The sequence below is a fragment of the Altererythrobacter sp. genome, from assembly GCF_050299635.1.
In the GTDB taxonomy this organism is placed as follows: domain Bacteria; phylum Pseudomonadota; class Alphaproteobacteria; order Sphingomonadales; family Sphingomonadaceae; genus Erythrobacter.
The window spans coordinates 109,016-131,128 of sequence record NZ_JBNKWF010000003.1 but is presented as its reverse complement, the minus strand read 5'-3'; the positions used below and the strand labels follow the sequence as shown (position 1 = coordinate 131,128).

Genomic DNA, 22,113 nt, shown 5'->3' with positions numbered 1-22,113 from the left:
TCAGCCAACCACCCCGGCAGAAGCCAATACGGCCAAGGTCAGCACATCGGGCGCGATTGCCGTCATCGGAGCGATCTGGACCGGCTTTTCCATTCCGATCAGCATCGGACCAATGGTTGTAGCCCCGGCCAGTTCTCGCAGCAGCTTGGCCGAAAGATTGGCCGACTGAAGCCCCGGCATGATCAGAACATTTGCGGGCGCGGACAGGCGGCTGAACGGATAGAATTCCATCACCCTGGGATTGAGCGCGGCATCGGGCGCCATTTCGCCTTCATATTCGAAACCCGGGTTTTCCTGGTCCAGAATGGTCACCGCATCGCGAATGTTCTCGAGCCAACGGCCCGAAGGATTGCCGAAGGTCGAATAGGACAGGAAGGCCACGCGCGGCTCATGCCCCATACGGCGGGCCACGGCGGCGGTTTCCCTGGCGATATGCGCCAGATCATTCGCAGATGGGCGCTCGTTGATCGTCGTATCGGCCAGGAACACGGTGTAGTTCTTTCCGATCATGAGATGCACGCCAAATGGCACTGCATCCGGCTTCGCATCCAGCACCAGATTCACTTCGCGAACGGTCTGGGAGAAAGTCCGGGTCAGGCCGGTGATCAATGCGTCGCCATGCCCCAGCGCGACGAGCAGCGCGGAGAAGACATTGCGCTCCTGGTTGACCATCCGCCGAACATCGCGCTCTGTATAGCCGCGCCGCTGCAGCCGTGCGTAGAGATAGTCGACCATCTTCGGTACGAACTCGCAATCTGCGGAGTTCTGGATTTCGAAATCGCGCGGATTGTCGATACCCAGCATATGCATCTTGTCGGCAATCGCCTTGGTCCGGCCGACCAGAACCGGAGTGCCATAGCCGAAATCGCGGAACTGGACCGCGGCGCGCAGCACCACTTCTTCCTCGGCCTCGGCAAACACCACCCGCTTGGGATTGGCGCGCGCGATCGCATAGGTGTTGGTGAGCACGGCAGTTGTGGGGTTGAGCCGCGCCTTCAGGCTGGTGCGGTATCCCTCCATGTCCGCGATCGGTGCGAGCGCCACGCCCGAATCCATCGCCGCCTGCGCAACAGCTGAAGACACCACTTCCATCAGTCGCGGATCGAAGGGCGCAGGAATGATGTAATCGGTCCCGAACTTATGGTTCTGGCCATAGGCGGCGGCGACTTCTTCCGGCACGCGCTCGCGCGCCAGTTGAGCGATCGCCTGCGCGGCAGCCACTTTCATCTCTTCGTTGATCGCGGTTGCCTGCACATCCAGCGCGCCGCGGAAGATGAATGGGAAACCCAGCACATTGTTGACCTGGTTGGGGAAATCCGAGCGTCCCGTGGCGATAATCGCATCCGGGCGCACGGCCTTGGCTTCATCAGGCATGATCTCGGGCGTCGGGTTGGCCATGGCGAAGATGATCGGCTTGTCAGCCATCTTCGCAACCCATTCGGGCTTGAGCGCACCCGCCGCTGACAGGCCGAGGAAGATGTCGGCCCCAACGAGCGCTTCTTCCAGGCTGCGCGCATCTGTCTGCACCGCATGGGCGCTCTTCCACTGGTCGATCCCGTCACGCCCGGGATAGATCGGGCCCGAGCGGTCGCAAACGATCACATTGTCATGCGGGATACCGATGGCCTTGATTAGGGCAGTGCAGGCAAGCGCAGAGGCACCCGCTCCGTTCACCACCATGCGGCAATCCTTGAGGTCGCGCCCGGTCAGATGGACTGCATTGATGAGGCCTGCTGCGGCGATGATGGCCGTGCCATGCTGATCATCATGCATCACCGGGATCTTCATCCGTTCGCGCAGTGCCTGCTCGATAATGAAGCATTCGGGTGCCTTGATGTCTTCCAGATTGATCCCGCCAAAGCTCGGCTCCATCAGCGCCACCGCATTGATGAAAGCCTCCGGATCTTCGGTATCGAGCTCAATATCGATCGAATCGACATCGGCGAAGCGCTTGAACAGGACCGCCTTGCCTTCCATCACCGGCTTGGACGCGAGAGCCCCCAGATTGCCCATGCCCAGAATTGCCGTGCCGTTTGAGATCACCGCGACGAGGTTGGAACGGGCAGTGTATCTCGCGGCAGTCGATGGATCTTCCGCAATTGCTTCAACCGGGGCGGCAACGCCGGGCGAATAGGCCAGGCTGAGATCGCGCTGCGTTGCCATCGGCTTGGATGCAACGATCTCGATCTTACCTGGGCGAATCGTCTCATGGTAAAAGAGTGCCTCGCGGGTGGTGAAAGCGCCTGTGCGATCTTCGGCCAAGTCTAGAACCTTCCTTTACGTAAACCGAGTTGGCCCTAAACCGTGTTTTGCTCAAACGATAGGGGGAAAGGCACTGGCCTGTCTTTCCGAATCGGTCGCCCGCACGCTACGTCCCCATCGATGGCCGCAAAACCCACCCCGATGATGGAGCAATATCTCGCACTCAAGCGAGAAGCCGAGGGCTGCCTGCTGTTCTATCGCATGGGGGACTTCTTCGAGCTGTTCTTCGACGATGCGCGGGAAGCCGCCGCGATCCTCGACATTGCACTGACGGCGCGGGGCGAACATGGCGGCGAGCCGGTGCCAATGTGCGGCGTGCCGGTGCATGCGGCGGAAGGCTATCTCGCCCGGCTGATCAAGGCTGGCTGCCGAGTGGCGATCGCCGAACAGGTGGAAACGCCGGAAGAGGCAAAGCAACGCGCCAAGAGGGAAGGTACGCCAAGCTCCAAAGCGCTGGTGAAGCGCGACATCGTGCGTTTCGTAACGGCGGGCACGCTGACCGAAGAGGCGCTGCTTGAGCCGCGCCGCGCGAATCTGCTCGCCGCCGCTGTGGATGTGCGCGGAACGACGGGCATCGCGAGTTGCGATATTTCGACCGGCGCGATGGTGCTCGAGGAATGCCCGGCGGAAATGCTCGGCGCCAGCCTCGCCCGGCTGGGCGCAAGCGAAGTGGTGGTTCCCGAAGGGTGGGAGCTTGCCCCGCAAGAGGCCAGTGAACTGGCCCGCAGCCATTTCGCCAGCGACGAAGGCGAAGAACGGTTGCGCGCGATCCACGGTGTCTCCACCCTGGATGGTTTCGGCAATTTTACCCGTCCGATGCTGGCGGCGGCGGGCGGGTTGATCGCCTATCTCGACCATGCAGGGCGCGGAAAGCTGCCGCTGCTTTTGCCGCCGGCTCTGCGCACATCCGGCCAGGCCATGCTGATGGACGAAGCGACGCGCAGCAGCCTGGAAATCCTCAGCGCGCAATCGGGCGGGCGCGAAGGCAGCCTGATCGCTGCGGTCGATCGCTGCGTCACGGGCGCGGGCGCACGGCTACTGGCGGAAGATCTGGGCTCGCCCCTGCTCGACCGGGCGGCGATAGATTCGCGGCTGGCGCTGGTGCATTGGCTGCATGACGATCCGTTAAGCCGCGCGAACCTGCGCGAAAATATGCGCGCGGTGCCCGATATCGGACGTGCGTTGGGACGGCTGGTGGCTGGACGCGGTTCGCCGCGTGACCTCGGCCAAATCCGCGACGGATTGCGCGATGCGCGCAGCATTCGCGATTTTCTCGGCGACCTGTCCGATACGCCCGCACTGCTCGTCGGGCTGCTGCCGCAATTGGGCGGGCATGGCGCGCTGATCGACCTGCTGGAGCGGGCGCTGGTCACCGCCCCGCCAACCGAACGTTCGAATGGCGGATTTATAGCGGAGGGCTACGATGCTGCGCTCGACGAATTGCGCGTCATTTCAGGCAATGCCCGCCGCGCGATCGCCGCGATGGAAGCGCGCTATCGAGAAGAAACCGGCATCGCTGCGCTCAAGATCAAGCACAATGGCGTGCTCGGCTATTTCATCGAAGTTCCCAGCAAACATGCCGATGCGCTGATGGCGCCCGATAGCGGCTTTACCCACCGCCAGACCATGGCGGGCGCCGTGCGCTTCAACTCGATCGCATTGCATGAAGAGGCGACCCGCATCGCCGAAGCGGGTGGGCGCGCACTGGCCGCCGAGGAAGCGCATTTCGAGGAACTGGTTGCCGAAGTATGCGCCGCAGCCGCCCCGATCGCGGCAACTGCCGCCGCGCTCGCCCGAATCGACGTTGCAGCCAGCCATGCCGAGCGCGCATCGGAAGGCGGCTGGTGCAAGCCGCAGGTGGACGATCAGCCGATTCTCGACATTGCCGGCGGGCGGCACCCGGTGGTCGAGGCCGCGCTCGAAAAACAGGGCGAGCGATTTGTCGCGAATGATTGTTCGCTTGGCCCGCAAGATCGCCTTTGGCTGATCGGCGGCCCGAACATGGGCGGCAAATCGACCTTCCTGCGGCAAAACGCGCTGATCGTGTTGCTGGCCCAGGCGGGTAGCTTTGTTCCTGCCGAAGCGGCGCGCATCGGGCTGGTCGACCGGCTATTCAGCCGGGTTGGCGCTTCAGACAATCTTGCGCGCGGGCGCTCGACCTTCATGGTCGAAATGGTCGAGACCGCCGCGATCCTCTCACAAGCGAGCGAGCGCAGCTTCGTGATCCTCGACGAGGTGGGGCGCGGCACTTCGACCTATGACGGGCTGGCGCTGGCCTGGGCGGTGGTGGAGGCCGTCCATTCGCAGATCACCTGTCGCTGCCTGTTCGCAACGCATTATCATGAACTGGCGCGGCTGGCGGAGAGCTGCGAGTCGCTGTCGCTTCATCACGTCCGCGCACGCGAATGGAAGGGCGACCTGGTGCTGCTGCACGAATTGGCGGAAGGCGCTGCCGATCGATCATATGGCCTGGCGGTGGCCCGTCTGGCCGGGGTGCCCGATCCGGTCGTCCGAAGGGCCAAGCAAGTGCTCGACCGGCTCGAAAAAGGACGGGCGGAAACCGGCGGGATTGCGGCAGGCCTTGGCGAATTGCCGCTGTTCGCGGCTGCCGCGGCCGAGCCGGAAGACAGCGCGGACAACATCCTGGCGGATCGATTGCTGTCGATCGATGTTGACGCGCTCAGTCCGCGTGAAGCGCTTGAAATACTGTATGAACTATCGAGTGATGCCAAAGCTACGAAAAGTTAACGGACGGCACACTAACAAGACCGTCCCATGCGTATGAGCCTCTTCAGCAACTCAAAAAATGCCCTGATTTTCGGGGGGTGTATCCTGTTTGCCGCGATCGCTTTGATCGGAGAAGAGGGAGACCAGGGCGCTTTGTCCGCGACTTCCTCGCACAGCAGCCAGGCAGGTCATAATGGCGATCGCTTCGTCGCTACCGGCAAACCATCGAACAACAGTTCGCAGGCCGTTGTGGGGGCCTATCAGCCCAGCCGGGACAGCGGCTTCTCAGACGAAGACGAGCTCATGGACGAAGCCGAGGCGAGCGATCCGAAGCCTCAGGACAACACGCCGAGCGCTGGCCGCACCGTGTCGAATGGCTCAGGCAATTTCAAAAGGCCGGCGGCCCAGGTCAACGGGATGGGAATCGACGGGCCAGCTACCTAGTCGGTACCGGCTCTTCCCCGGAATAGTCGTAGAATCCGCGGCCGGTCTTACGGCCAAGCCATCCAGCTTCGACATATTTAACCAGCAGCGGCGCCGGGCGATATTTGCTGTCGCCGGTGGTGTTGTATAGCACCTTGACGATCTCCAGGCATGTATCGAGCCCGACGAAATCGGCGAGTTCCAGCGGCCCCATCGGGTGATTGAGGCCCAGCCGGCACCCCTTGTCGATATCGGCAATGCTGGCGGTCGACTGGCCCAGCACGAAGACGGCTTCGTTGATCATCGGCAGCAAGATACGATTGACCACAAAGCCAGGCTCATCCTGGCTCAACACCACCTGCTTGCCGAGGCTTTCGGCGAAGGCGGTAATCCGGTCGGTCGTTTCCTGGCTGGTCGCAAGGCCCGAGATCACTTCGATCAGTCCCATTACCGGCACAGGATTGAAAAAGTGCAGGCCGATGAAACGCTTTGGATCGGGTGAGTAATTCGCCATCCGCGTGATCGGGATCGAGCTGGTATTGCTCGCCATCACGGCATCCGCCGCTAGCACCTTGCCCGCGGCTTCGAAGATTGCCTTCTTGATATCCTCGCGTTCGGTCGCCGCTTCGATGATCAGTTCGGCTTCGCCCATCGGAACGTAGTCGCCGGCGGGAACGATCCGCGAAAGCGCCGCTTCCGCATCGGCAGCTTCGAGCTTGCCGCGCCCGACCTGTTTTGCCAGCGCCTTCTCGACCGCAGCCTTGCCCGCTTCGGCGCGAGCGAGATCGACATCGGACAGCAGCACGTGCATCCCGTGCTGAGCGATCGTTTGGGCAATGCCGCTGCCCATCTGCCCTGCACCGATAACGCCGACTTTCCGCATGACCATTCCCTTCGCAACTGCAGCAAAGCGGGCCTGTTAGCGGGGAAAGCGGGCTATGCCTAGCTGTCCCTTGGCCGGTTTGCGCCGGGAACCCAGGTCACATCGCTTGCACCATTGTCATTGAGCACACGGGCGAAGACGAAGAGATAGTCGGACAGGCGATTGATATAAGCCAGCGCAGCCGGATTCACTGGCTCGCCATCCGCCAGCGCGACAATCGCCCGCTCGGCAGCGCGCACCGCAGCGCGCGCAACATGCACTCTTGCGGCGGCTTCCGAGCCGCCCGGCAGCACAAAACTTGTCAGCGGCTCCAGCCTCTCGTTGAAGGCATCGATCGCCTGCTCAAGCCATGTGGCCTGCACGGGCACAATGCGCAGGACCATCTCGGAAGGCGTGAAATCGCCGTCTGCACATGGCGTCGCCAGATCGGCCCCCAGATCGAACAGATCGTTCTGGATACGGTACAAGGCTTCCGTATGCGGACCGGTCTCGAGATTAGCCGCGGCCAGCCCGATCGCGCTATTGGCTTCATCGACCTTGCCGATCGCTTCGATCCGCGCCGATTGCTTGCCTGTACGCGATCCATCGACAAGTCCCGTCGAGCCATCGTCGCCAGTGCGGGTATAGATCTTGTTGAGCTTTACCATTCGGCGGCAGGCGCCCGTCAGCTTGCCGCGGCGAGAATCGCCAGCGCGACCAGAACGGCAAGAAACTGGTAGAAGATGCGCGCCATCATCATCCGGTTCTGCTTGAGCTGCATTTCCCGGATATTTTCGACATCGCCGGACTCGAGATCGAGCTTGGTCGTCTTGAGGAAAGCGATGATCCCGCGAATGAGCGAAACCAGCACCATCGCCATCATTGCGACAAGTACGATGATAAGAAAAACCTTCATGCGCTCAATTTAGGCGCTTCCCAGAGAAATGCCAGCAGGAAGCACGCCGGAACGCAGCCGCTCCGCAAGCTCAATTCCGTCCATGCCCTGGTCGCGCATATCGGCAAGCGAAGGCGAATCGCGCCGCTTCGCCAGTTTGCGGCCGGCCTCATCGAGTAGCAGCTTGTGATGGTGCCAGCGCGGAACCGGGAGGTCCAGAAGCGCCTGAAGCAAGCGATGGATATGCGTCGCGGGAAATAGATCCATTCCCCGCGTGACCAGCGTCACCCCGTCCGCCGCATCGTCGAGCGTCGCCGCCAGATGATAGCTGGCGGGCTGATCCTTGCGCACCAGCACCACGTCTCCAAACTGGCGAGGATCGGCCGGCTGCTCGCCTGCCACCTCGTCGAGCCAGGTCAGCTCACCGGTCTGCGCGAGCGCCCTTTCCACGTCCAGCCTCAGCGCAGCGGGCTTCGACGGGTCAACGCTGCGCCCCTTGCAGATTCCGGGATAGACCGGCCCGTCCGGCCCCATGCGCGGATTCGCCGCCTCGATTTCCTTACGGGTGCAGACGCAGGGATAGAGCAGCCCCTGCTCAATCAATTGCCGCGCCGCCGCGTCGTAGCTCGCCAGCCGGGTCGATTGCGGTGGCACTTCCTTCCATTGGAGACCGAGCCATTCGAGATCGCGGCGGAACGTTGCGGCAAGTTCGGGCCGTGAGCGTTCCCCATCGATATCCTCGATCCGCAGCAGGAATCGTCCACCGCCATCCCGCGCCAGATCATGCGCCACGATCGCCGAATAGGCATGGCCCAGATGCAGCATTCCATTGGGGCTGGGAGCGAAACGTGTGGTGTCCATACTTGACTCAGATTCCGCTATCTCGCGCGCTGGCGTCAATCGATGCTTGTGGAAAGCCGGAATGTAACAGGCTTGACGCTTTAAGCGGCAAATGATTCTCTGGGATCAATCAGGGAGGGCACCAAGACGTGTTCAAGGCCGAACTGATAGAGAAGACCGCGCAGTTCCGCAGCGCGCAAGAGGATCCGACACGCAATCTGTCGGCCTGCCCCGCGCTGGTGCTGAATGCAGACTACACACCGCTGTCCTATTATCCGCTGAGCCTGTGGCCGTGGCAGACGGCAATCAAGGCGATATTCCTCGACCGGGTGGATATCGTCGCAAGCTATGACCGCGAGGTGCATTCGCCGTCGCTGGACATGAAGATCCCCAGCGTGATCGCGCTGCGGCAATATGTGAAGCAGAGCGAGTTTCCTGCTTTCACCCGCTTCAACCTGTTCCTGCGCGACAGCTTCCAATGCCAATATTGCGGCAGCCACGCGCATCTGACGTTCGACCATGTCATTCCGCGCCGGCTGGGCGGCAAGACGACCTGGGAGAACATCGTCACCGCCTGTGCACCCTGCAACATGAAGAAGGGCGGGCGCACGCCGCAGCAGGCGCATATGCATTTGCAGGAAAAGCCGATCCGACCAACCAGCTGGCATTTGCAACAGCGCGGACGGCTGTTCCCGCCCAACTACCTGCACGAAACCTGGCGCGATTACCTTTATTGGGACATCGAACTGGAGGAATAAGGCGGACCGGCAGCTAACGATCCAATTGCGGGCGTAGAAAATCACGCCGCTAGCGCTCAGGTTTCCACCACGCATGGGCCACCAAGATGCAACCAATTACGAACCCGCCGATGGCAATCCAGCCCGCGATGAAGGGTAGGGTTGGTGCGCAATAGTCGAAGCAAGCTTGATTTGGTCCAGTGATAGGTTCGAGACCAAAAAACTCAATAAATTGATCCCAGTATCCTCCACCCATAACCGCTGCCACAATGTACATACTGACGATCCACGATTGGATTATCGCCGCAACAGTTGCTGCCAGAAACAACAACAGCGCGATGAGGAGCCGACGATCTCGCTTCAATTTCCATCTCCCGAATGATTGCTCATAGCCTAGGGGCGGCAACGTCCGCTCTCCACCCGATTTCGGACAGTCAGGTCACAGCGGCGCGCTGGCGAAATTCCTCCCTGCGCCATTCGCCGCTTTCGAGAACTTCAGCCAGGTGACGGGCCGCTTCGGCTATATCCTCGAACCGCAGATAGGCGGGGGCGAAGCCAAGCCGCAAAATGTCGGGATCGCGGAAATCGCCAATCACGCCGCGCGCGATCAGCGCCTGGCAGATCGCAAAGGCATCATGGTGACGGAACGAGAGCTGGCTACCGCGCTCGGCGCTATCGGGCGGGCTAACGAGGTCCAGCGCAAGCCCGCGCGCAGCGACGCATGCAAGGAAGAACTCTGACAGGGCTCGCGATTTTGCGGCGAGCCTTTCGACGCCAATCTCCGCCACAAGCCCAACCCCCACTTCCAGTGCAGCCAGGCCCAGGATCGGCGATGTCCCGCATTGCAGCCGGTCGATCCCAGGTGCGGGTGCGTAATCATCGCCAAACTCGAAGGGCGCTGCATGGCCGAACCAGCCGGTCAACGGCTGATGGAGAACTGCGTGATGGCGCTCGGCAGCGAAGGCGAAGGCCGGGGCGCCCGGCCCGCCATTGAGATATTTGTAGCCGCAGCCGACTGCGAAATCGGCATGGGCTCCATTGAGATCGACCGGCAGCGCGCCGCAACTATGCGACAGATCCCACAGCACCAGCGCGCCCGCGTTATGCGCTGCTCGCGTCAGCGCCGCCATGTCGTGCACAGCGCCGGTCTTGTAATGGACATGGGTGAGCAGCAGCAGCGCCACCTCCTCGTCCAGCGCTTCCATCAGCCTGCCACGCTCCGCCAGCCGCCGCTCGGCCAGGCCTTGCCGCTCGAGCCCGGCAATCATGTAGAGATCGGTCGGGAAATTGCCCGGCTCGCTCAGCACCACCTTGCGCCCGCGGCGCATGTCGAGTGCGGCGGCAATCAGCTTGAACAGATTCACGCTGGTGCTGTCACCCGCGACCACCTCATGCTGCCCTGCCCCGATCAGCTGCGCAATCTGGCCTCCGACGCGCCGCGCAGCCCCGATCCACCCCGCATCGTTCCACGACCGGATCAGCCCCTCGCCCCATTCCTGGCGGATCACCTGCTCCATCCGGTCGGGCGTCGCCTTGGGCAGCGCGCCAAGCGAATTGCCATCGAGATAGATGACGCCTTCGGGCAGGAGGAAACGCTCGCGATACTCGCTCAGCGGGTCCGCCGCGTCCAGTTCGCGGGCACGCGCCAAGATCGCGTCAGCCATCGGCAATCTCCCTCAGGATTGCGCGGACCGGGGACGCATCGCCGCCAACGATCGGCAGCGGCAGTGCGATCAGCTCGTATCGGCCCGCGGGCACATCGTCGAGCACCAGCCCTTCCAGCACGCGCATCCCGGCATTGAGCACCGCCTTATGCGCATCCATCGTCTTCGAAGTCTGCGGATCAATCGAAGGCGCATCGGTGCCGATGAGCTTGACGCCCTGTGCCGCAAGCCATTGGATCGTCTCCGCCGCTATCGCCGTGAAATCTTCGCGCCAGCGATCATGCGGGAAGCTGTCAAAGGTGCGCAGCAGCACGCGGTCGACCGAACGGATCGCGGGCAAGTCGCCCACTCTGACCGCACCCTTGGCACGGCGTGCATCGACCACCAGACATTCGCCGAGATAGGGCTCGAGATCGACCGAGGCTATATCGGGCGCGCCGGCCTCGTAATGCAGCGGCGCATCGGCGTGTGCCCCCGAATGGGTCGAGAGAGTCAGCGCGGAGACATTGACCGGCGAACCTTCATCCATCTGCCAGGTCCGGGCCTGCTGGAACGCGGTATCGCCCGGCCAAACGGGCAGATCGGGCCGCAGGGGCTGCGAGATATCCCAAATGCGCCGCCCGTTCACATTCGCGCTCATCAGATCGCGGTCCGCACGCTGAGAAGTTCAGGGAAGAAGGCCTGCTTCAGCACGCCCGCCAGATAGGGCACGCCAGGCGTGCCACCTGTGCCGCGCTTGAATCCGATAATCCGCTCGACAGTCTTGAGATGGCCGAAGCGCCAGCGCTGGAAATGATATTCGAGATCGACCAGCTTTTCGGCCAGCTCATAGAGATCCCAATGCTGGTTGGGATGGCTGTAGATTTCCGCCCATGCCGCCTCGACCGACGGAGCATGGCTATACGGTTCCTCGACATTGCGAGACAGAACATCGGCATCGATGGCAAAGCCGCGCCGCGCCAGCAGGCGCACCGCTTCATCGTAAATGCTTGGCCGCGCCGCCTCCTTACGCAGTGCCTCCACCACTTCGGGCGTGGCCTCGTGAATCGCGATCATGTCGGGATTGCGACTGCCCAGCGCGAATTCCATCATCCGATATTGCGCCGACTGGAAACCGCTGGAACGGCCCAGATGCGGGCGGATCGTCGAATAATCATGCGGCGTCATCGTGCTCAGCACATCCCAGCTCTGGATCAGCTGCTCCTGCGCTCGCGCCACGCGCGACAGCATCTTGAAGGCGGGTCGCAAGTCGTCGGCTATAATATGATCGCGCGCTTCGGTCAGTTCGTGCAGGCACAGTTTGAGCCACAGCTCGCTGGCCTGATGGACGATGATGAACAGCATCTCGTCATGCGCAGGCGATGTGGGATGCTGTGCCGACAGGATCCGGTCGAGATCGAGATAGCTCGAATAGGTAACTTCGCTGGCCATGCCCGAGCCCTACCGCAAGCTAGTCTCAAATGAAACTAGGGTCGGACTTCACTACCCCTCGATCACACGGGTAGCGGGGTGATGCTTGTCGAGATGCTTCTTGATAACCCTGAGGTTGCGCGTATTCGAACGAAACAGAAGGTCTGCCGCATCGCCCACCAGCGGGACGAAGCCCAATGCACTGTCGAAGGCGACATTACCCGCCATGCGCCACAGCTTCCATTTAGGCAGGCCGAGATTGCGCGCTTCCCAGACGATATAGGCGCCCATCGCAGCCGTAAGAACGTCCCCCAGCACCGGCACCAGGCCCACAATCGCGTCGAGCCCGATCGGAAAATTGATCCCGGGGATACGGAGGCTGCGTTCAAGCAGCAATTCCATCGCTTCCACCCGCTGGCGGATGGATTGGGGATCGGTGCCTGTCGGCAAGCTCAACCCGACGGGCCGCGGACGTTGCGAATTCTGCATAGGCTCCTCTCATCAGGCCGAGGAGCACGCGACGGCTATGCCCCCATATACGTATTGACAGGCAAGTGCTGAATGACGCCTGACCCCGGAGTCGGGATACCTATTTGGGGATCTCTGAGAGCGGGAACAAGGGATGCATCCCCCACTGATTGTCCTGGTACCCGGCGATGGAGCCGCGCACCAGAGCCCAGCGAATGGGAGCGCCGAAAGGAATGTAGACATGTGCGTCCTGCATCTTGATCTCGGCCTGAGCGAGCAAGGTCGCCTTTTCCTCGGGATCCGTAACCGCGAGTGACTTCTCCACCAGTTCGTCGGCTTCCTGGGAACAGGGACCGATACGAATCCCGCAATTGAACTGGTTGAGGAACCAGCGCGGCGATGCGAAACGGGCGACGCGATCGTGCAGCTCGAGCCCGGCGCCCTGTCCTGGCCGGACCAGCCGCGCGCTTACTCCAATGGTTTGCCAGGCCCGCGAAAGCTGCTCGAACAGAATCTCGCTGCCCGGCCCTTCCGGCATGCCCACCGCGACTACGGGTTGTTCGCCGCTTGAAGCAGTCCAATCCGCAACGCGCCGGCGAGCGGTTGCCCTGCGCATCTCAATCGGTTGATCCATCCAGGCAAGCCTCTCAGGCACAATGTCGCCCCACATCTCCGAAGGTACGATGCCGGTGGACGCCCGCCAGCCGCCGATGTTGAAGGGCTGCATCAGCTCTTCCCGGTCGATCGCCATCGACAAGGCTTCGCGCAACTTCGGGTCGGCCAGCAGCCCGCTTTCAGTGCGCACGACCAGCCCCATCTGCCCAAGCGTGGCATCGAGGCGTACCGTCCCGCGCGACAGCGGGCCAGTGTCCGCCAAGGTCAGATTCGCCAGCCTGCCGTTGAGCACGAGATCGACGTCGCCCGCGGCGAATGCCTCGGCCGCAGCAGCGGCGGGAAGCGCGCGCAGGCGCACCGGCCGCGACTGGTCTTCCCAGCCCTCCCGCTCGGGCAGACCGCGCGCTTCGGGAGGCATCGCAGCAAGCAAGGCGATGTCACTGTCATCCTCGCGCTCCATCGCCATCGGCCCGGCTCCGGTTCCGTCCTTGACGAGGCCCATCTCCGGCTGCGCAAGCAAGCGCATGAAATCGGGCATCTGGCTGGTCAGCCGAATTTCGACAACGCGACCCGTCATTGCCCGCACGTCGTCAATCTTGGCCAGATCGAGACCCATGGACGTGCCGTCCAGTCGGCGCAGATTATCGAGCAGCTCCAACCGGACCCCGTTGGCAGTGATCGCGTCGCCATTGGGCCATTGGCTATTCCTCAGGCGGAAAATGTAGCTCAGCCCATCGTCGGTTACGATCCAGCGTTCGGCGATGGCCGGCACGATCTGGCCGCTCTGGTCGATCGCCACCAATCCTTCGGTTGTGGCGCCACGCAGATGCTGTGCAGCAGCGGACAGGCGGACCCCCTGCTGGAACAGGCTGGCCGGTTCGCCCACGATCGCGACTTCGACCGGACCGCGCGGCCCGGACGGGCCGCATCCACCCAGGGCCAGGACCAGGCAAAGGAGGTAGCAGAATCGCATCGCGCTGCCCTGATAGGCAGAAGCCGCGATTGCGGCCAGCATGGATTGCAACTGGTTGGCGGCACGCGACACACTTCGGCCGGAGCACGCTTGCCCCTGGACGACGCGGCTCTAGCCGATATGCGGCGGTGGACGGCGGGTAATGGGGCCCTCGGATGCTTGCCCCTCTCCCATCCCGTCAGTCAGATTTCTGGCCAGCTCGCCATCGAGCTCGTCGTCGAATGCCACGCCAAACCGGTCGTCCTGAATCCAGGCGACATGCCCGACGATTGGATCTATCTCGGAGAACTTCACAGTAATACGCGAACCGCGCACGACACGCACGCTGCCTTCGCCCATCATTCCCGCCGGGGAAAGGTTCCGCACACGAATACGCTCAACCCGGTCGCCATTCTCGACCTGAACATCGGCAAAGACGAACAGGTTCTCGCGGGAATGAATGCGTGCGTCGACGCCAGTCACCATTGCTCCAGACCCTCCACGGGCTCGCATTAACCTTTCACGCGCCCGCAATGCGGGCGGATCATGAGGGCATTAATCACAAGATGCTAAGGAAGCTTTAAGCAAGAAGCACGGCCGACCGATACTGCACGGCAGCAATCGAGTAGACAGCCGGCAATCAATCGTCGCGCGAGATCTTTTCGCGCCGCTCGTGCGCCTCCTGCGCTTCGACAGTCATCGTTGCAACCGGTCGCGCGATCAGGCGCTTGATGCCGATCGGATCGCCCGTGACTTCGCAAAAACCGTATTCGCCCGCGTCGATACGGCGCAAGGCCGCATCAATCTTCGAAATCAGCTTGCGTTGGCGATCGCGTGTGCGAAGCTCGATGCCCCAATCGGTCTCGCTCGAAGCACGATCGTTGAGATCGGGTTCGCGGATTGGGCCATCCTGCAAGGACTGCAGTGTCTGGCCGGCGGCAACATGGATGGTCCGCTTCCATTCGAGCAGGAGCATACGGAAATAGTTCCGCTGATCCTCATTCATATAGGGCTCGTCCTCGCTCGGAACATAGTCCGGCGAAAGGGCGCGCTTGGCCTCTTCAAGTATGTCGGTTTCTTTGGATGCTTTCGCGGCCATGTGGTCCTCTCGAGTCCGTCCCTCTCCCCAGAAAGACTGACAAATCACTTTGCCGTGGGGTATCTCCCGCGGCTCGGTCCCTACCCCTTGGGCGGGCCTATAGTGCCCGCCCATAGGCGGCACAAGCGCGTTTTGTAGCAATTGAAATTTTACACCCAATGAACTGCGATTCCGGTCTTGCTTGAAGGGAATGGTGAACAAATTTCCCATCCGCGTTAACCATTTGTTGAGCATGTTCTGGCGAGTTCACGGTCAGGCGGAACACCGGGGGAGGTGGTCCGCAACCGAAAGGGGGCCAGAAATGGAACTTAAGGGTGTTGATGGTGGCGCTGCCACAGAACTGATGAAAACTCCGGCTAGCCTGCTGGTGGCAAAATGCCTGGCAGCAGCGGCACAGGGCGATGTCTCCGCCTATTTCGATCTTGGCGTTGCTTTCTCGACCGGCAGCCACGGCGCCGAATGCGACCTGATCGAGGCGCACAAATGGTTCAACCTCGCCGCTTCGAAGGGGCATGAGGAAGCATCATGGTGCCGCGCCGATGTCTCCGACGAAATGACCGCACGCGAAATCGCCGAAGCTCAGCGCCGCGCGCGCCAATGGCTGATCGAGGAAGATCGTCGCGCAGCCTGAAGCAAGGCGCCTAACCTTTTCGGAAAGGCGTCCGCTCGTCGAGGTAGATCTGATCGGTCGCCACGCCTGCGCGCTCCCGCTCGAGATAATCGGCGATGGCGCGCCTGAAGCCCGGATCGGCGATCCAATGCGCCGACCAGGTCTTGACCGGTTCATAACCCCGCGCGAGCTTGTGCCCGCCCTGGGCACCGGCTTCGACCCGTTTGAGACCACGCTCGATCGCGATATCGATCGCCTGATAGTAACATAGCTCGAAATGCAGAAAGCGCTTGTCGCGCGTGCAGCCCCAATAGCGGCCATAGAGCGCTTCATCGCCTGCGAAGTTAAGCGCGCCGGCAATCGGCTCCCCATCCATCAGCGCCAGCAACAGGACGATCCGGTCCGCCATGCGTTCGCCGAACAGAGTGAAGGCATCGCGCGTCAAATAGGGTGTGCCCCATTTCCGCGCGCCGGTATCCTGGTAGAAGATCCAGAAGGCATCCCAATGCTCGGGCCGGATATTCGCGCCTGACAACCGCACGATATCGACCCCTTCCTGCGCGGCGGCCCGCTCCTTCTTCAGGTTCTTGCGTTTGCGCGAGGAAAGCTCCCCCAGGAAATCCTCGAAGCTCGCATATTCACGGTTCTCCCAGTGAAACTGGATGTCGCTGCGCATGAGCCAGCCGGCATCTTCGAACAGATGCAACTGCGCCGGCTCGATAAAGGTCGCATGGGCGGAGGAGAGATTGTTCTGCAAGCAGACCGCCTCCGCCCCTTTCAGGATATGCGGAGCGAGGCTTTCGTCGCTCAGCAGCAGGCGCGGTCCATTGGCCGGGGTAAAGGGCGCGGCGATCTGCAGCTTGGGATAGTAGCGCCCCCCGGCCCGTTCCAGTGCATCCGCCCAGGCATGGTCGAACACATATTCGCCCTGGCTGTGCCCCTTGGCATAGGCAGGCATGGCAGCGAGCAAGCGGTCTTCGCCGTCCATGATCGCAATCGGCACCGGTTCCCAGCCAGTGCCCGGGCCAACACTGCCGGATTCCTCCAGCGCAGTGAGGAATTCGTGGCTGACGAAGGGATTGCGGTTTCCGCCCAGCGCGTTCCATTGCTCCGCATCGAAACTGCCGACCGAAGGCGCGAGTCTTACCGTGAGCTCGCTCTCGCTCACGCCAGTCCTTCTCCTTCGCTTATAAGGGCGTCGGCATGTCGCAACGCGCGTGCGCGGGCTTCGGGCGAATTGACCGTCCAGGTCAGGATCGGAAGACCCCTCGCCCGCAGCCCCTCCACCCAGCGATTGGGCAGCGCAGCGATGTGGTAGGCCAGGAAATCGGGCCTCGCGATCCAGAATGCCAGCCGCCGTTGCCATGCCTTTTGCGTGTGGCCATGCTTATCCTCGCGCATCACCAGTCCGCAGGACGTATCGGGTGCATTGCGCCGGAACCAGCGCGCGACGCGGGGATCGAAGCTCATCACAGCCACATCGCCAGGATAGCCAGCGAGCGCCGCATCGACCAGCTTGCAGCTCCGCACGACATCATAGCCTGGCTTCGACTTGATCTCGATCAGCAGTGGAACCCGGCCCGCAATCAGCGCGAGCAATTCGGCCAGCGTGGCTATCCGTTCCTCGCAGCCGCGATAGCGGATCTGCTGCAGCTCATGCCTGCTGTGCTGCTCAAATTCGCCCTTCGCATTGGTCAGCCGGCCAAGCTCCCAATCATGGAACACCATCGGCCAGTCATCTGCGCTGCGCTGGATATCGCATTCGATCCCCATCCCGCGCTCTATCGCCAGCCGCGCACCCAGCAGTGAATTTTCAGGCACGCCCGAGCTGTGCAGGCCGCGATGGGCATATTCCCATTGCGTCAGCCAGGCGGGAGCTTCGCGCTTACTCACCAGAGATGGCGACCACCGCATCGACTTCGACCGCAGCGCCCAGCGGCAGCGCAGGCACGCCCACCGCAGCGCGGGCATGCTTGCCCGCATCGCCGAACACTTCCATCATCAGGTCGGAGGCACCGTTCACCACCTTGGGCTGATCGGTGAAGTCTGCTGCCGAATTGACGAAGCCGCCCAGTTTCACGATCCGTTTTACCCGGTCGAGCGATCCCAGCGCCGCCTCGAGCTGCGCCAGGATCATCAACCCGCAGGCGCGCGCAGCCGCCGTACCGTCTTCCAGCGAAACATCCTGGCCCAATCGGCCGGTTACGAGCTCGCCATCGACGAAAGGGAGCTGGCCTGAGACATGCGCGAATCCGCCTTCGACCACCACCGGGACATAACTTGCAACCGGAGCCGCAGCCTTGGGCAAGGCAATACCCAGTTCCTGCAAACGCGCGTCAATTGTCATCTTGGATCCTTTTCCAGTTCTTCGAGCAGCCAGGGCAGCGCCTCGGCCCAATTATCTATCCGTGCATGGGCATGGCCCGCTTCATGCGCGCAATCGATCTTGCCGGAGATCATCGGCTCCCCGCACAAATGCAACCGGCTGGTGCCGGGAACCGTCTCGGCTGCCGACTGGTGATGCTGCGCCAGATCGTCGATGAAAATCGCCTTCGACGGAGAGAACTCCTCGATGATGGCCTTGAGCGCCGGCCCCTTCGGCCCCTGATTGGTGAAGACGCGCGCATGAACGCCATAGGCGGCAAGCTGCTCTGCCCGTCGCTTCTGCCGCTCGTCATTGAGATTGGTGAGAATCACCACGTCGGCAACTTCGGCCAGCCGGTTGATCCCTTCAACCGCGCCCTTGATCGGCAACTGCCGGTGCATTTCCGTGTCGAAGAAGCCGCCCAGCATTCGCCAGATATCTTCCTGCGGCAGCGGCTCGCCGCTATCCGCCCAACGCATGGCGGTGGCGAAATTGTTGCCTTCCAGCCTGAAGGTGACGCCCTGGCTTTCTTCCAGCCATTCCTTGAAATGCGCCACCATATGCAGCAGCACTTCGTCGCAATCGCTCACGATCAGCGGGCGGCTCATCGCACCAACTCCCGCGCTGCCCCGGCAAGTTCTTCCGGTGTTACCGCCAGCGCTTCCGCGCAGCGCAGCAAGTCAGGCTCGTGATTGGCCAGGAACTCCAGAACGCTTGATTGCATCGCCGCCTCGCCCAGCCCCGCCCGCAGCGAATCGGGATCGAGCCCGGTCAGCGACAGGAAGCGCATGGCGCGGTCCTCATCCTCCAGCACCCAGCCGAGCGCAGCCAGCGCCAGCGTGGCGGGATCGGGGGATTCGGGTGAATTGCGAATTGTAGCGGGCATTGCGTTAATCTAGTTAAGCAGGATCAAAGGGAGTTCCAGTGGCAGTGGCAAAGAGAATCCTGGTTGTCGAGGATAACGACCTCAACCGGAAATTGTTCTGCGACGTGCTGAAAGCCAACGGCTTCGAGGTTGAGCCGGAAGCTGACGGCGAACAGGCACTGGACACGGCGCGCCGGGTCGATCCCGATCTTATCATCATGGACATCCAATTGCCCAATATTTCGGGCGTGGATCTGATCGAGCAAGCCAAGCAGGATCTCCAATTGCAGGCCATTCCGGTACTGGCCGTGACGGCCTATGCCGGAAAAGGCGATGAGGAACGCATTCGCGATGCAGGCGCCGCGGGCTATCTGGCGAAGCCGGTTTCGATCGTGCCCTTCATGAATGCGGTGAAAGATTTGCTGCCGGGATAGGCCGCACTGCCTCAGACCGGCTCATCAGCCGAGCAGGGCGAACTCGGCGGCATAGATCGCCATCGTCACGAACAAGCCGGCGATGAAAATGCGATAGGCGATACCCAGGAAGCGGTACTTGCGGCGCTGCAGAACCTGCCCGTTCTGGTAGATATCGTGCAGCATGGCACGAAACACCGTCTCGTCCTGCTCCAGCTCGTGCAACACATCGGCCTGCCATTCTTCCTCATCGAGATCGGAGAAATGCCCGAAAAACAGCTTGTTGGGCTTGAATGTGCCAGGGCGCGGTTTCTTGATCGAAGGCAGCACCGCGATCACCGCGCACAGCGAACTGAGAAAGGCCGAGAATGCCAGGACAATCATCGCCCAGGAAAGCTCACCCACCAGCGCGCGGCTGACCGTGAGCGAAAAGACCAGGAAAGTCGCGCCCATCAGGATCGACGCCTTCTGATCGGCCATTTGCGAAAGTTTGAGCGTGTTGAGCTGAACCGTGCGCACCAGGTGAATGGCGTGCTGCGAATAGGATGGCGGTGCCTGCACCGCATCCTGCCTCACGTCCATTCTCTCCGGATCGTCCGCCACTCGTTCCCCTAACGCTGCGCCTGGTTCGAATTGCCCGATTAAGGCTGGATGCAGGATTGCCAGCGCTTTGCAAACTTGACAAGCAGGGGGAAGAGCCGCTTTTCCGCCGTATTCGCGTGGCAGGCGCCGCGCCAACACAACAAAAGGGTAATTTCACTCATGGATCGTGCCGAAGTCGACCAGCGCATTCGTTCGCAGATCGAACCCTTCAACAAGAAGGAAATCGAGATCAAGGAAGAGACGACCTTCGCCAACGATCTCGAATTCGACAGCCTCACGGTGATGGACTTTGTCGCCGCTATCGAGGACGAGTTCGACATTATCATCAGCATGAACCAGCAGGCCGAAATCGAGAATTACGGCCAGCTCGTGGATGCGGTCGCCAAGCTACAGGGTGAATAATGAGCGATAATGCCGCAGGCGGAGATCTGTTCTCCAAGTTCGACGAGCTGATCCAGATGCGCGAGGGGCTGCTCGCGAGCGGGGTCGAGGACCCCTTCAATCTGGTAATGGAGAAAGTGCTCTCGCCCACCCGCGCAATCTGCAACGGGCGCGACACCATCCTGCTCGGCACCTACAACTACATGGGCATGACCTTCGATCCCGACGTGATCGAAGCGGGCGAACAGGCTCTGGAGAATTTCGGCAGCGGGACCACCGGCAGCCGCGTTTTGAATGGCACGTACCAAGGCCATAAGGAATGCGAGGAAGCGCTTAAGGAATTTTACGCCATGGACCACGCCATGGTGTTCTCGACCGGATACCAGGCCAACCTTGGAATCATCTCCACAATCGCGGGCAAGGGCGACTATGTCGTGCTCGACATCGATAGCCACGCTTCGATCTGGGATGGCTGCGCGATGGGCAATGCCGAAATCGTGCCGTTCAAGCACAATGATATCGAAGCGATGGAGAAGCGCCTGCGCCGCATCCCGGAAGGTGCCGGCAAGCTGGTCGTGCTCGAAGGCGTCTATTCGATGCTGGGCGATGTCGCTCCACTGAAAGAGATGATCGCGGTCGCCAAGAAATATGGTGCCATGGTGCTGGTCGACGAAGCGCATTCGATGGGCTTTATCGGCGAACATGGCCGCGGGGTGGCCGAAGATCAGGGCGTGATCGACGATGTCGACTTCATCATCGGCACCTTTTCCAAGAGTGTCGGTACGGTCGGTGGATTCTGCGTTTCCAACCATCCCAAGTTCGAGATCATGCGGCTGGTCTGCCGCCCCTATGTCTTCACGGCCTCATTGCCGCCTTCGGTTGTGGCGACCGCCGCAACTTCGATCCGCAAGCTGATGCACGGATCGAACAAGCGCGCGCATCTGTGGGAAAACTCCAAGCGTCTCCATTCCGGCCTGACCGAGCTTGGCTTCGAGCTCGGCACTTCCGAGCCGCAAAGCGCGATCGTGGCGGTCATCATGCCCGATCTGGAGCGCGGGGCAGCGATGTGGGAAGCGCTGCTGCACGAAGGGCTCTACGTCAATCTTGCGCGACCGCCGGCAACGCCCGCCAATATGACACTGCTGCGCTGCTCGCTCTGTGCCGAGCATAGCGCCGAGGAAGTCGAAACCATCCTCGGCATGTTCGAACGCGCGGGGAAGGCAGTGGGAATTATTTAGCTTCGCTCTGCATGACAGCCGGTGCTCCCGCCGACAAGCACGCCTCGCTTGCCGGTTCCGAGTCGCCGCCCAACAGCATGATCGCGGCAAAACCGCCGACCACAAGCACGACGAAGCCTACCGTTACCAGGCCGAGATATTTGTCGATGAAGGCCTTGATCGGCGCACCGAAGACGCGGAACAGCACGCCCACGATCATGAAGCTGACCGAGCGCGAAAGGAGGCTGGCGATCAGGAACAGCCACAGCGGCAGATGCACGAAACCGGAGGTGATGGTCAGCAGCTTGAACGGGATCGGCGTGACCCCCTTGGCAACGAAGACGGAAAACACTGCCCACGGTTCCTGCCGCAGGTAGCATTGCGCAACGGGGAAGCTTTCCTCCATTCCCAGCAGGCCAATCAGCCAGTCGCCGAGAAGATCGTAGAGCCCCCAGCCGATCGCATAGCCCAGGAACCCGCCCGCGACCGAAGCCAGTGTCGCGATCATGGCAAAGCGCACCGCTTTCTTCGGTTCGGCCAGGCACATGATGCCAAGCAGCGGGTGCGGCGGGATCGGGAAGAAGCTCGCTTCGATGAAAGCGAACAGCGCCAGCCACCATTCGGCATGCGGATGCGCCGCCTTCTCCAGCGTCCAGATGTAAAGCTTGCGCAGCATGTCTGTGAAATTCCTCGCGCGTCCCGGGT

At 61.7% G+C, this 22,113-nt stretch carries 27 protein-coding genes; 7 read left to right on the top strand and 20 right to left on the bottom strand.

All coding sequences use genetic code 11. The features are described from left to right. The gene (locus ACQY6C_RS02495) at positions 1 to 2,262 is read right to left on the bottom strand and encodes an NADP-dependent malic enzyme (RefSeq protein ID WP_427964243.1); all 2,262 of its coding nucleotides are present in this window, start codon (positions 2,260 to 2,262) and stop codon (positions 1 to 3) included. 120 nt (positions 2,263 to 2,382) lie between these two features. On the opposite strand from ACQY6C_RS02495, the gene mutS reads away from it, so the two are divergent. Then, complete coding sequence (mutS, locus tag ACQY6C_RS02490) at positions 2,383 to 5,010, top strand: DNA mismatch repair protein MutS (RefSeq protein WP_427964241.1); 2,628 nt, start codon at positions 2,383 to 2,385, stop codon at positions 5,008 to 5,010. A gap of 132 nt (positions 5,011 to 5,142) precedes the next feature. Next, positions 5,143 to 5,433, top strand: coding sequence for a hypothetical protein (locus ACQY6C_RS02485; protein WP_427964239.1), 291 nt, complete (start codon positions 5,143 to 5,145; stop codon positions 5,431 to 5,433). Here ACQY6C_RS02485 and ACQY6C_RS02480 read toward each other — a convergent pair. The 4 genes from ACQY6C_RS02480 to gluQRS are packed head-to-tail and all read right to left on the bottom strand — an operon-like array spanning position 5,426 to position 8,030. Beyond that, positions 5,426 to 6,295: a 3-hydroxyacyl-CoA dehydrogenase NAD-binding domain-containing protein gene (locus ACQY6C_RS02480; RefSeq protein ID WP_427964238.1), complete on the bottom strand. Its 870-nt coding sequence runs from the start codon at positions 6,293 to 6,295 to the stop codon at positions 5,426 to 5,428. The two genes, ACQY6C_RS02485 and ACQY6C_RS02480, sit on opposite strands and share 8 nt — an antisense overlap. A gap of 59 nt (positions 6,296 to 6,354) precedes the next feature. Beyond that, positions 6,355 to 6,942, bottom strand: a complete 588-nt coding sequence (locus ACQY6C_RS02475) for a cob(I)yrinic acid a,c-diamide adenosyltransferase (protein WP_427964236.1) — start codon at positions 6,940 to 6,942, stop codon at positions 6,355 to 6,357. 17 nt (positions 6,943 to 6,959) lie between these two features. After that, the gene (locus tag ACQY6C_RS02470) at positions 6,960 to 7,190 is read right to left on the bottom strand and encodes a hypothetical protein (protein ID WP_427964234.1); all 231 of its coding nucleotides are present in this window, start codon (positions 7,188 to 7,190) and stop codon (positions 6,960 to 6,962) included. 9 nt (positions 7,191 to 7,199) lie between these two features. Further along, positions 7,200 to 8,030 (bottom strand): tRNA glutamyl-Q(34) synthetase GluQRS, encoded by an 831-nt coding sequence (gene gluQRS, locus ACQY6C_RS02465; protein WP_427964232.1) that lies wholly within the window; start codon positions 8,028 to 8,030, stop codon positions 7,200 to 7,202. Between the two features lie 128 nt (positions 8,031 to 8,158). On the opposite strand from gluQRS, the gene ACQY6C_RS02460 reads away from it, so the two are divergent. After that, the gene (locus tag ACQY6C_RS02460; RefSeq protein WP_427964231.1) at positions 8,159 to 8,767 is read left to right on the top strand and encodes an HNH endonuclease; all 609 of its coding nucleotides are present in this window, start codon (positions 8,159 to 8,161) and stop codon (positions 8,765 to 8,767) included. A 49-nt stretch (positions 8,768 to 8,816) separates the two neighbouring features. Here the strand turns inward: ACQY6C_RS02460 and ACQY6C_RS02455 are convergent, their stop codons facing one another. The 8 genes from ACQY6C_RS02455 to dksA form a co-directional block, all read right to left on the bottom strand. Continuing rightward, entirely contained in the window at positions 8,817 to 9,110 is a 294-nt protein-coding gene (locus ACQY6C_RS02455) for a hypothetical protein (RefSeq protein ID WP_427964229.1), read from the bottom strand. Between the two features lie 70 nt (positions 9,111 to 9,180). After that, the gene (gene kynU, locus ACQY6C_RS02450) at positions 9,181 to 10,410 is read right to left on the bottom strand and encodes a kynureninase (protein WP_427964227.1); all 1,230 of its coding nucleotides are present in this window, start codon (positions 10,408 to 10,410) and stop codon (positions 9,181 to 9,183) included. Beyond that, positions 10,403 to 11,050, bottom strand: coding sequence for an arylformamidase (gene kynB / locus ACQY6C_RS02445; RefSeq protein WP_427964225.1), 648 nt, complete (start codon positions 11,048 to 11,050; stop codon positions 10,403 to 10,405). The genes kynU and kynB overlap by 8 nt, the downstream gene beginning before the upstream one ends. Beyond that, positions 11,050 to 11,841 carry a tryptophan 2,3-dioxygenase gene (locus ACQY6C_RS02440; RefSeq protein WP_427964223.1) on the bottom strand — a complete coding sequence of 264 codons (792 nt, stop codon included), beginning with the start codon at positions 11,839 to 11,841 and terminating at the stop codon, positions 11,050 to 11,052. The genes kynB and ACQY6C_RS02440 overlap by 1 nt, the downstream gene beginning before the upstream one ends. A 51-nt stretch (positions 11,842 to 11,892) precedes the next feature. Further along, the gene (locus ACQY6C_RS02435; RefSeq protein WP_427964221.1) at positions 11,893 to 12,309 is read right to left on the bottom strand and encodes a DUF4112 domain-containing protein; all 417 of its coding nucleotides are present in this window, start codon (positions 12,307 to 12,309) and stop codon (positions 11,893 to 11,895) included. Positions 12,310 to 12,409: 100 nt separating this feature from the next. Further along, positions 12,410 to 13,948: an ABC transporter substrate-binding protein gene (locus ACQY6C_RS02430; RefSeq protein WP_427964219.1), complete on the bottom strand. Its 1,539-nt coding sequence runs from the start codon at positions 13,946 to 13,948 to the stop codon at positions 12,410 to 12,412. A 39-nt stretch (positions 13,949 to 13,987) separates the two neighbouring features. After that, positions 13,988 to 14,341, bottom strand: coding sequence for a PilZ domain-containing protein (locus tag ACQY6C_RS02425; protein WP_427964217.1), 354 nt, complete (start codon positions 14,339 to 14,341; stop codon positions 13,988 to 13,990). Between the two features lie 154 nt (positions 14,342 to 14,495). After that, positions 14,496 to 14,954, bottom strand: a complete 459-nt coding sequence (gene dksA / locus ACQY6C_RS02420; RefSeq protein WP_427964215.1) for an RNA polymerase-binding protein DksA — start codon at positions 14,952 to 14,954, stop codon at positions 14,496 to 14,498. A 301-nt stretch (positions 14,955 to 15,255) separates the two neighbouring features. Here dksA and ACQY6C_RS02415 point away from each other — a divergent pair, with 301 nt between their 5' ends. Further along, a complete protein-coding gene (locus tag ACQY6C_RS02415) occupies positions 15,256 to 15,585 on the top strand; it encodes a hypothetical protein (protein WP_427964213.1) in 330 nt (109 codons plus the stop codon). Positions 15,586 to 15,595: 10 nt separating this feature from the next. Here ACQY6C_RS02415 and ACQY6C_RS02410 read toward each other — a convergent pair whose 3' ends face one another. The 5 genes from ACQY6C_RS02410 to ACQY6C_RS02390 are packed head-to-tail and all read right to left on the bottom strand — an operon-like array spanning position 15,596 to position 18,815. Beyond that, the gene (locus ACQY6C_RS02410; RefSeq protein WP_427964211.1) at positions 15,596 to 16,732 is read right to left on the bottom strand and encodes a GNAT family N-acetyltransferase; all 1,137 of its coding nucleotides are present in this window, start codon (positions 16,730 to 16,732) and stop codon (positions 15,596 to 15,598) included. Further along, positions 16,729 to 17,457 (bottom strand): glycerophosphodiester phosphodiesterase family protein, encoded by a 729-nt coding sequence (locus tag ACQY6C_RS02405; RefSeq protein WP_427964209.1) that lies wholly within the window; start codon positions 17,455 to 17,457, stop codon positions 16,729 to 16,731. The genes ACQY6C_RS02410 and ACQY6C_RS02405 overlap by 4 nt, the downstream gene beginning before the upstream one ends. After that, positions 17,450 to 17,911, bottom strand: coding sequence for a RidA family protein (locus ACQY6C_RS02400; RefSeq protein WP_427964207.1), 462 nt, complete (start codon positions 17,909 to 17,911; stop codon positions 17,450 to 17,452). The genes ACQY6C_RS02405 and ACQY6C_RS02400 overlap by 8 nt, the downstream gene beginning before the upstream one ends. Then, complete coding sequence (locus ACQY6C_RS02395) at positions 17,908 to 18,537, bottom strand: HAD family hydrolase (RefSeq protein WP_427964205.1); 630 nt, start codon at positions 18,535 to 18,537, stop codon at positions 17,908 to 17,910. The genes ACQY6C_RS02400 and ACQY6C_RS02395 overlap by 4 nt, the downstream gene beginning before the upstream one ends. Then, positions 18,534 to 18,815: a DUF3572 domain-containing protein gene (locus tag ACQY6C_RS02390; protein ID WP_427964203.1), complete on the bottom strand. Its 282-nt coding sequence runs from the start codon at positions 18,813 to 18,815 to the stop codon at positions 18,534 to 18,536. The genes ACQY6C_RS02395 and ACQY6C_RS02390 overlap by 4 nt, the downstream gene beginning before the upstream one ends. Before the next feature lie 44 nt (positions 18,816 to 18,859). On the opposite strand from ACQY6C_RS02390, the gene ACQY6C_RS02385 reads away from it, so the two are divergent. Next, positions 18,860 to 19,228, top strand: coding sequence for a response regulator (locus tag ACQY6C_RS02385; protein ID WP_427964201.1), 369 nt, complete (start codon positions 18,860 to 18,862; stop codon positions 19,226 to 19,228). A gap of 24 nt (positions 19,229 to 19,252) precedes the next feature. Here ACQY6C_RS02385 and ACQY6C_RS02380 read toward each other — a convergent pair whose 3' ends face one another. Then, positions 19,253 to 19,810: a Pycsar system effector family protein gene (locus tag ACQY6C_RS02380; protein ID WP_427964199.1), complete on the bottom strand. Its 558-nt coding sequence runs from the start codon at positions 19,808 to 19,810 to the stop codon at positions 19,253 to 19,255. Positions 19,811 to 19,969: 159 nt separating this feature from the next. Between ACQY6C_RS02380 and ACQY6C_RS02375 the strand changes: the two genes are divergently transcribed. Together ACQY6C_RS02375 and spt are read left to right on the top strand one after the other, a co-directional pair. Beyond that, complete coding sequence (locus ACQY6C_RS02375; RefSeq protein ID WP_427964197.1) at positions 19,970 to 20,212, top strand: acyl carrier protein; 243 nt, start codon at positions 19,970 to 19,972, stop codon at positions 20,210 to 20,212. After that, positions 20,212 to 21,429: a serine palmitoyltransferase gene (gene spt / locus ACQY6C_RS02370; RefSeq protein ID WP_427964195.1), complete on the top strand. Its 1,218-nt coding sequence runs from the start codon at positions 20,212 to 20,214 to the stop codon at positions 21,427 to 21,429. The genes ACQY6C_RS02375 and spt overlap by 1 nt, the downstream gene beginning before the upstream one ends. Here the strand turns inward: spt and ACQY6C_RS02365 are convergent. After that, entirely contained in the window at positions 21,422 to 22,084 is a 663-nt protein-coding gene (locus tag ACQY6C_RS02365) for a YqaA family protein (RefSeq protein WP_427964193.1), read from the bottom strand. The two genes, spt and ACQY6C_RS02365, sit on opposite strands and share 8 nt — an antisense overlap. Positions 22,085 to 22,113: the final 29 nt, after the last annotated feature.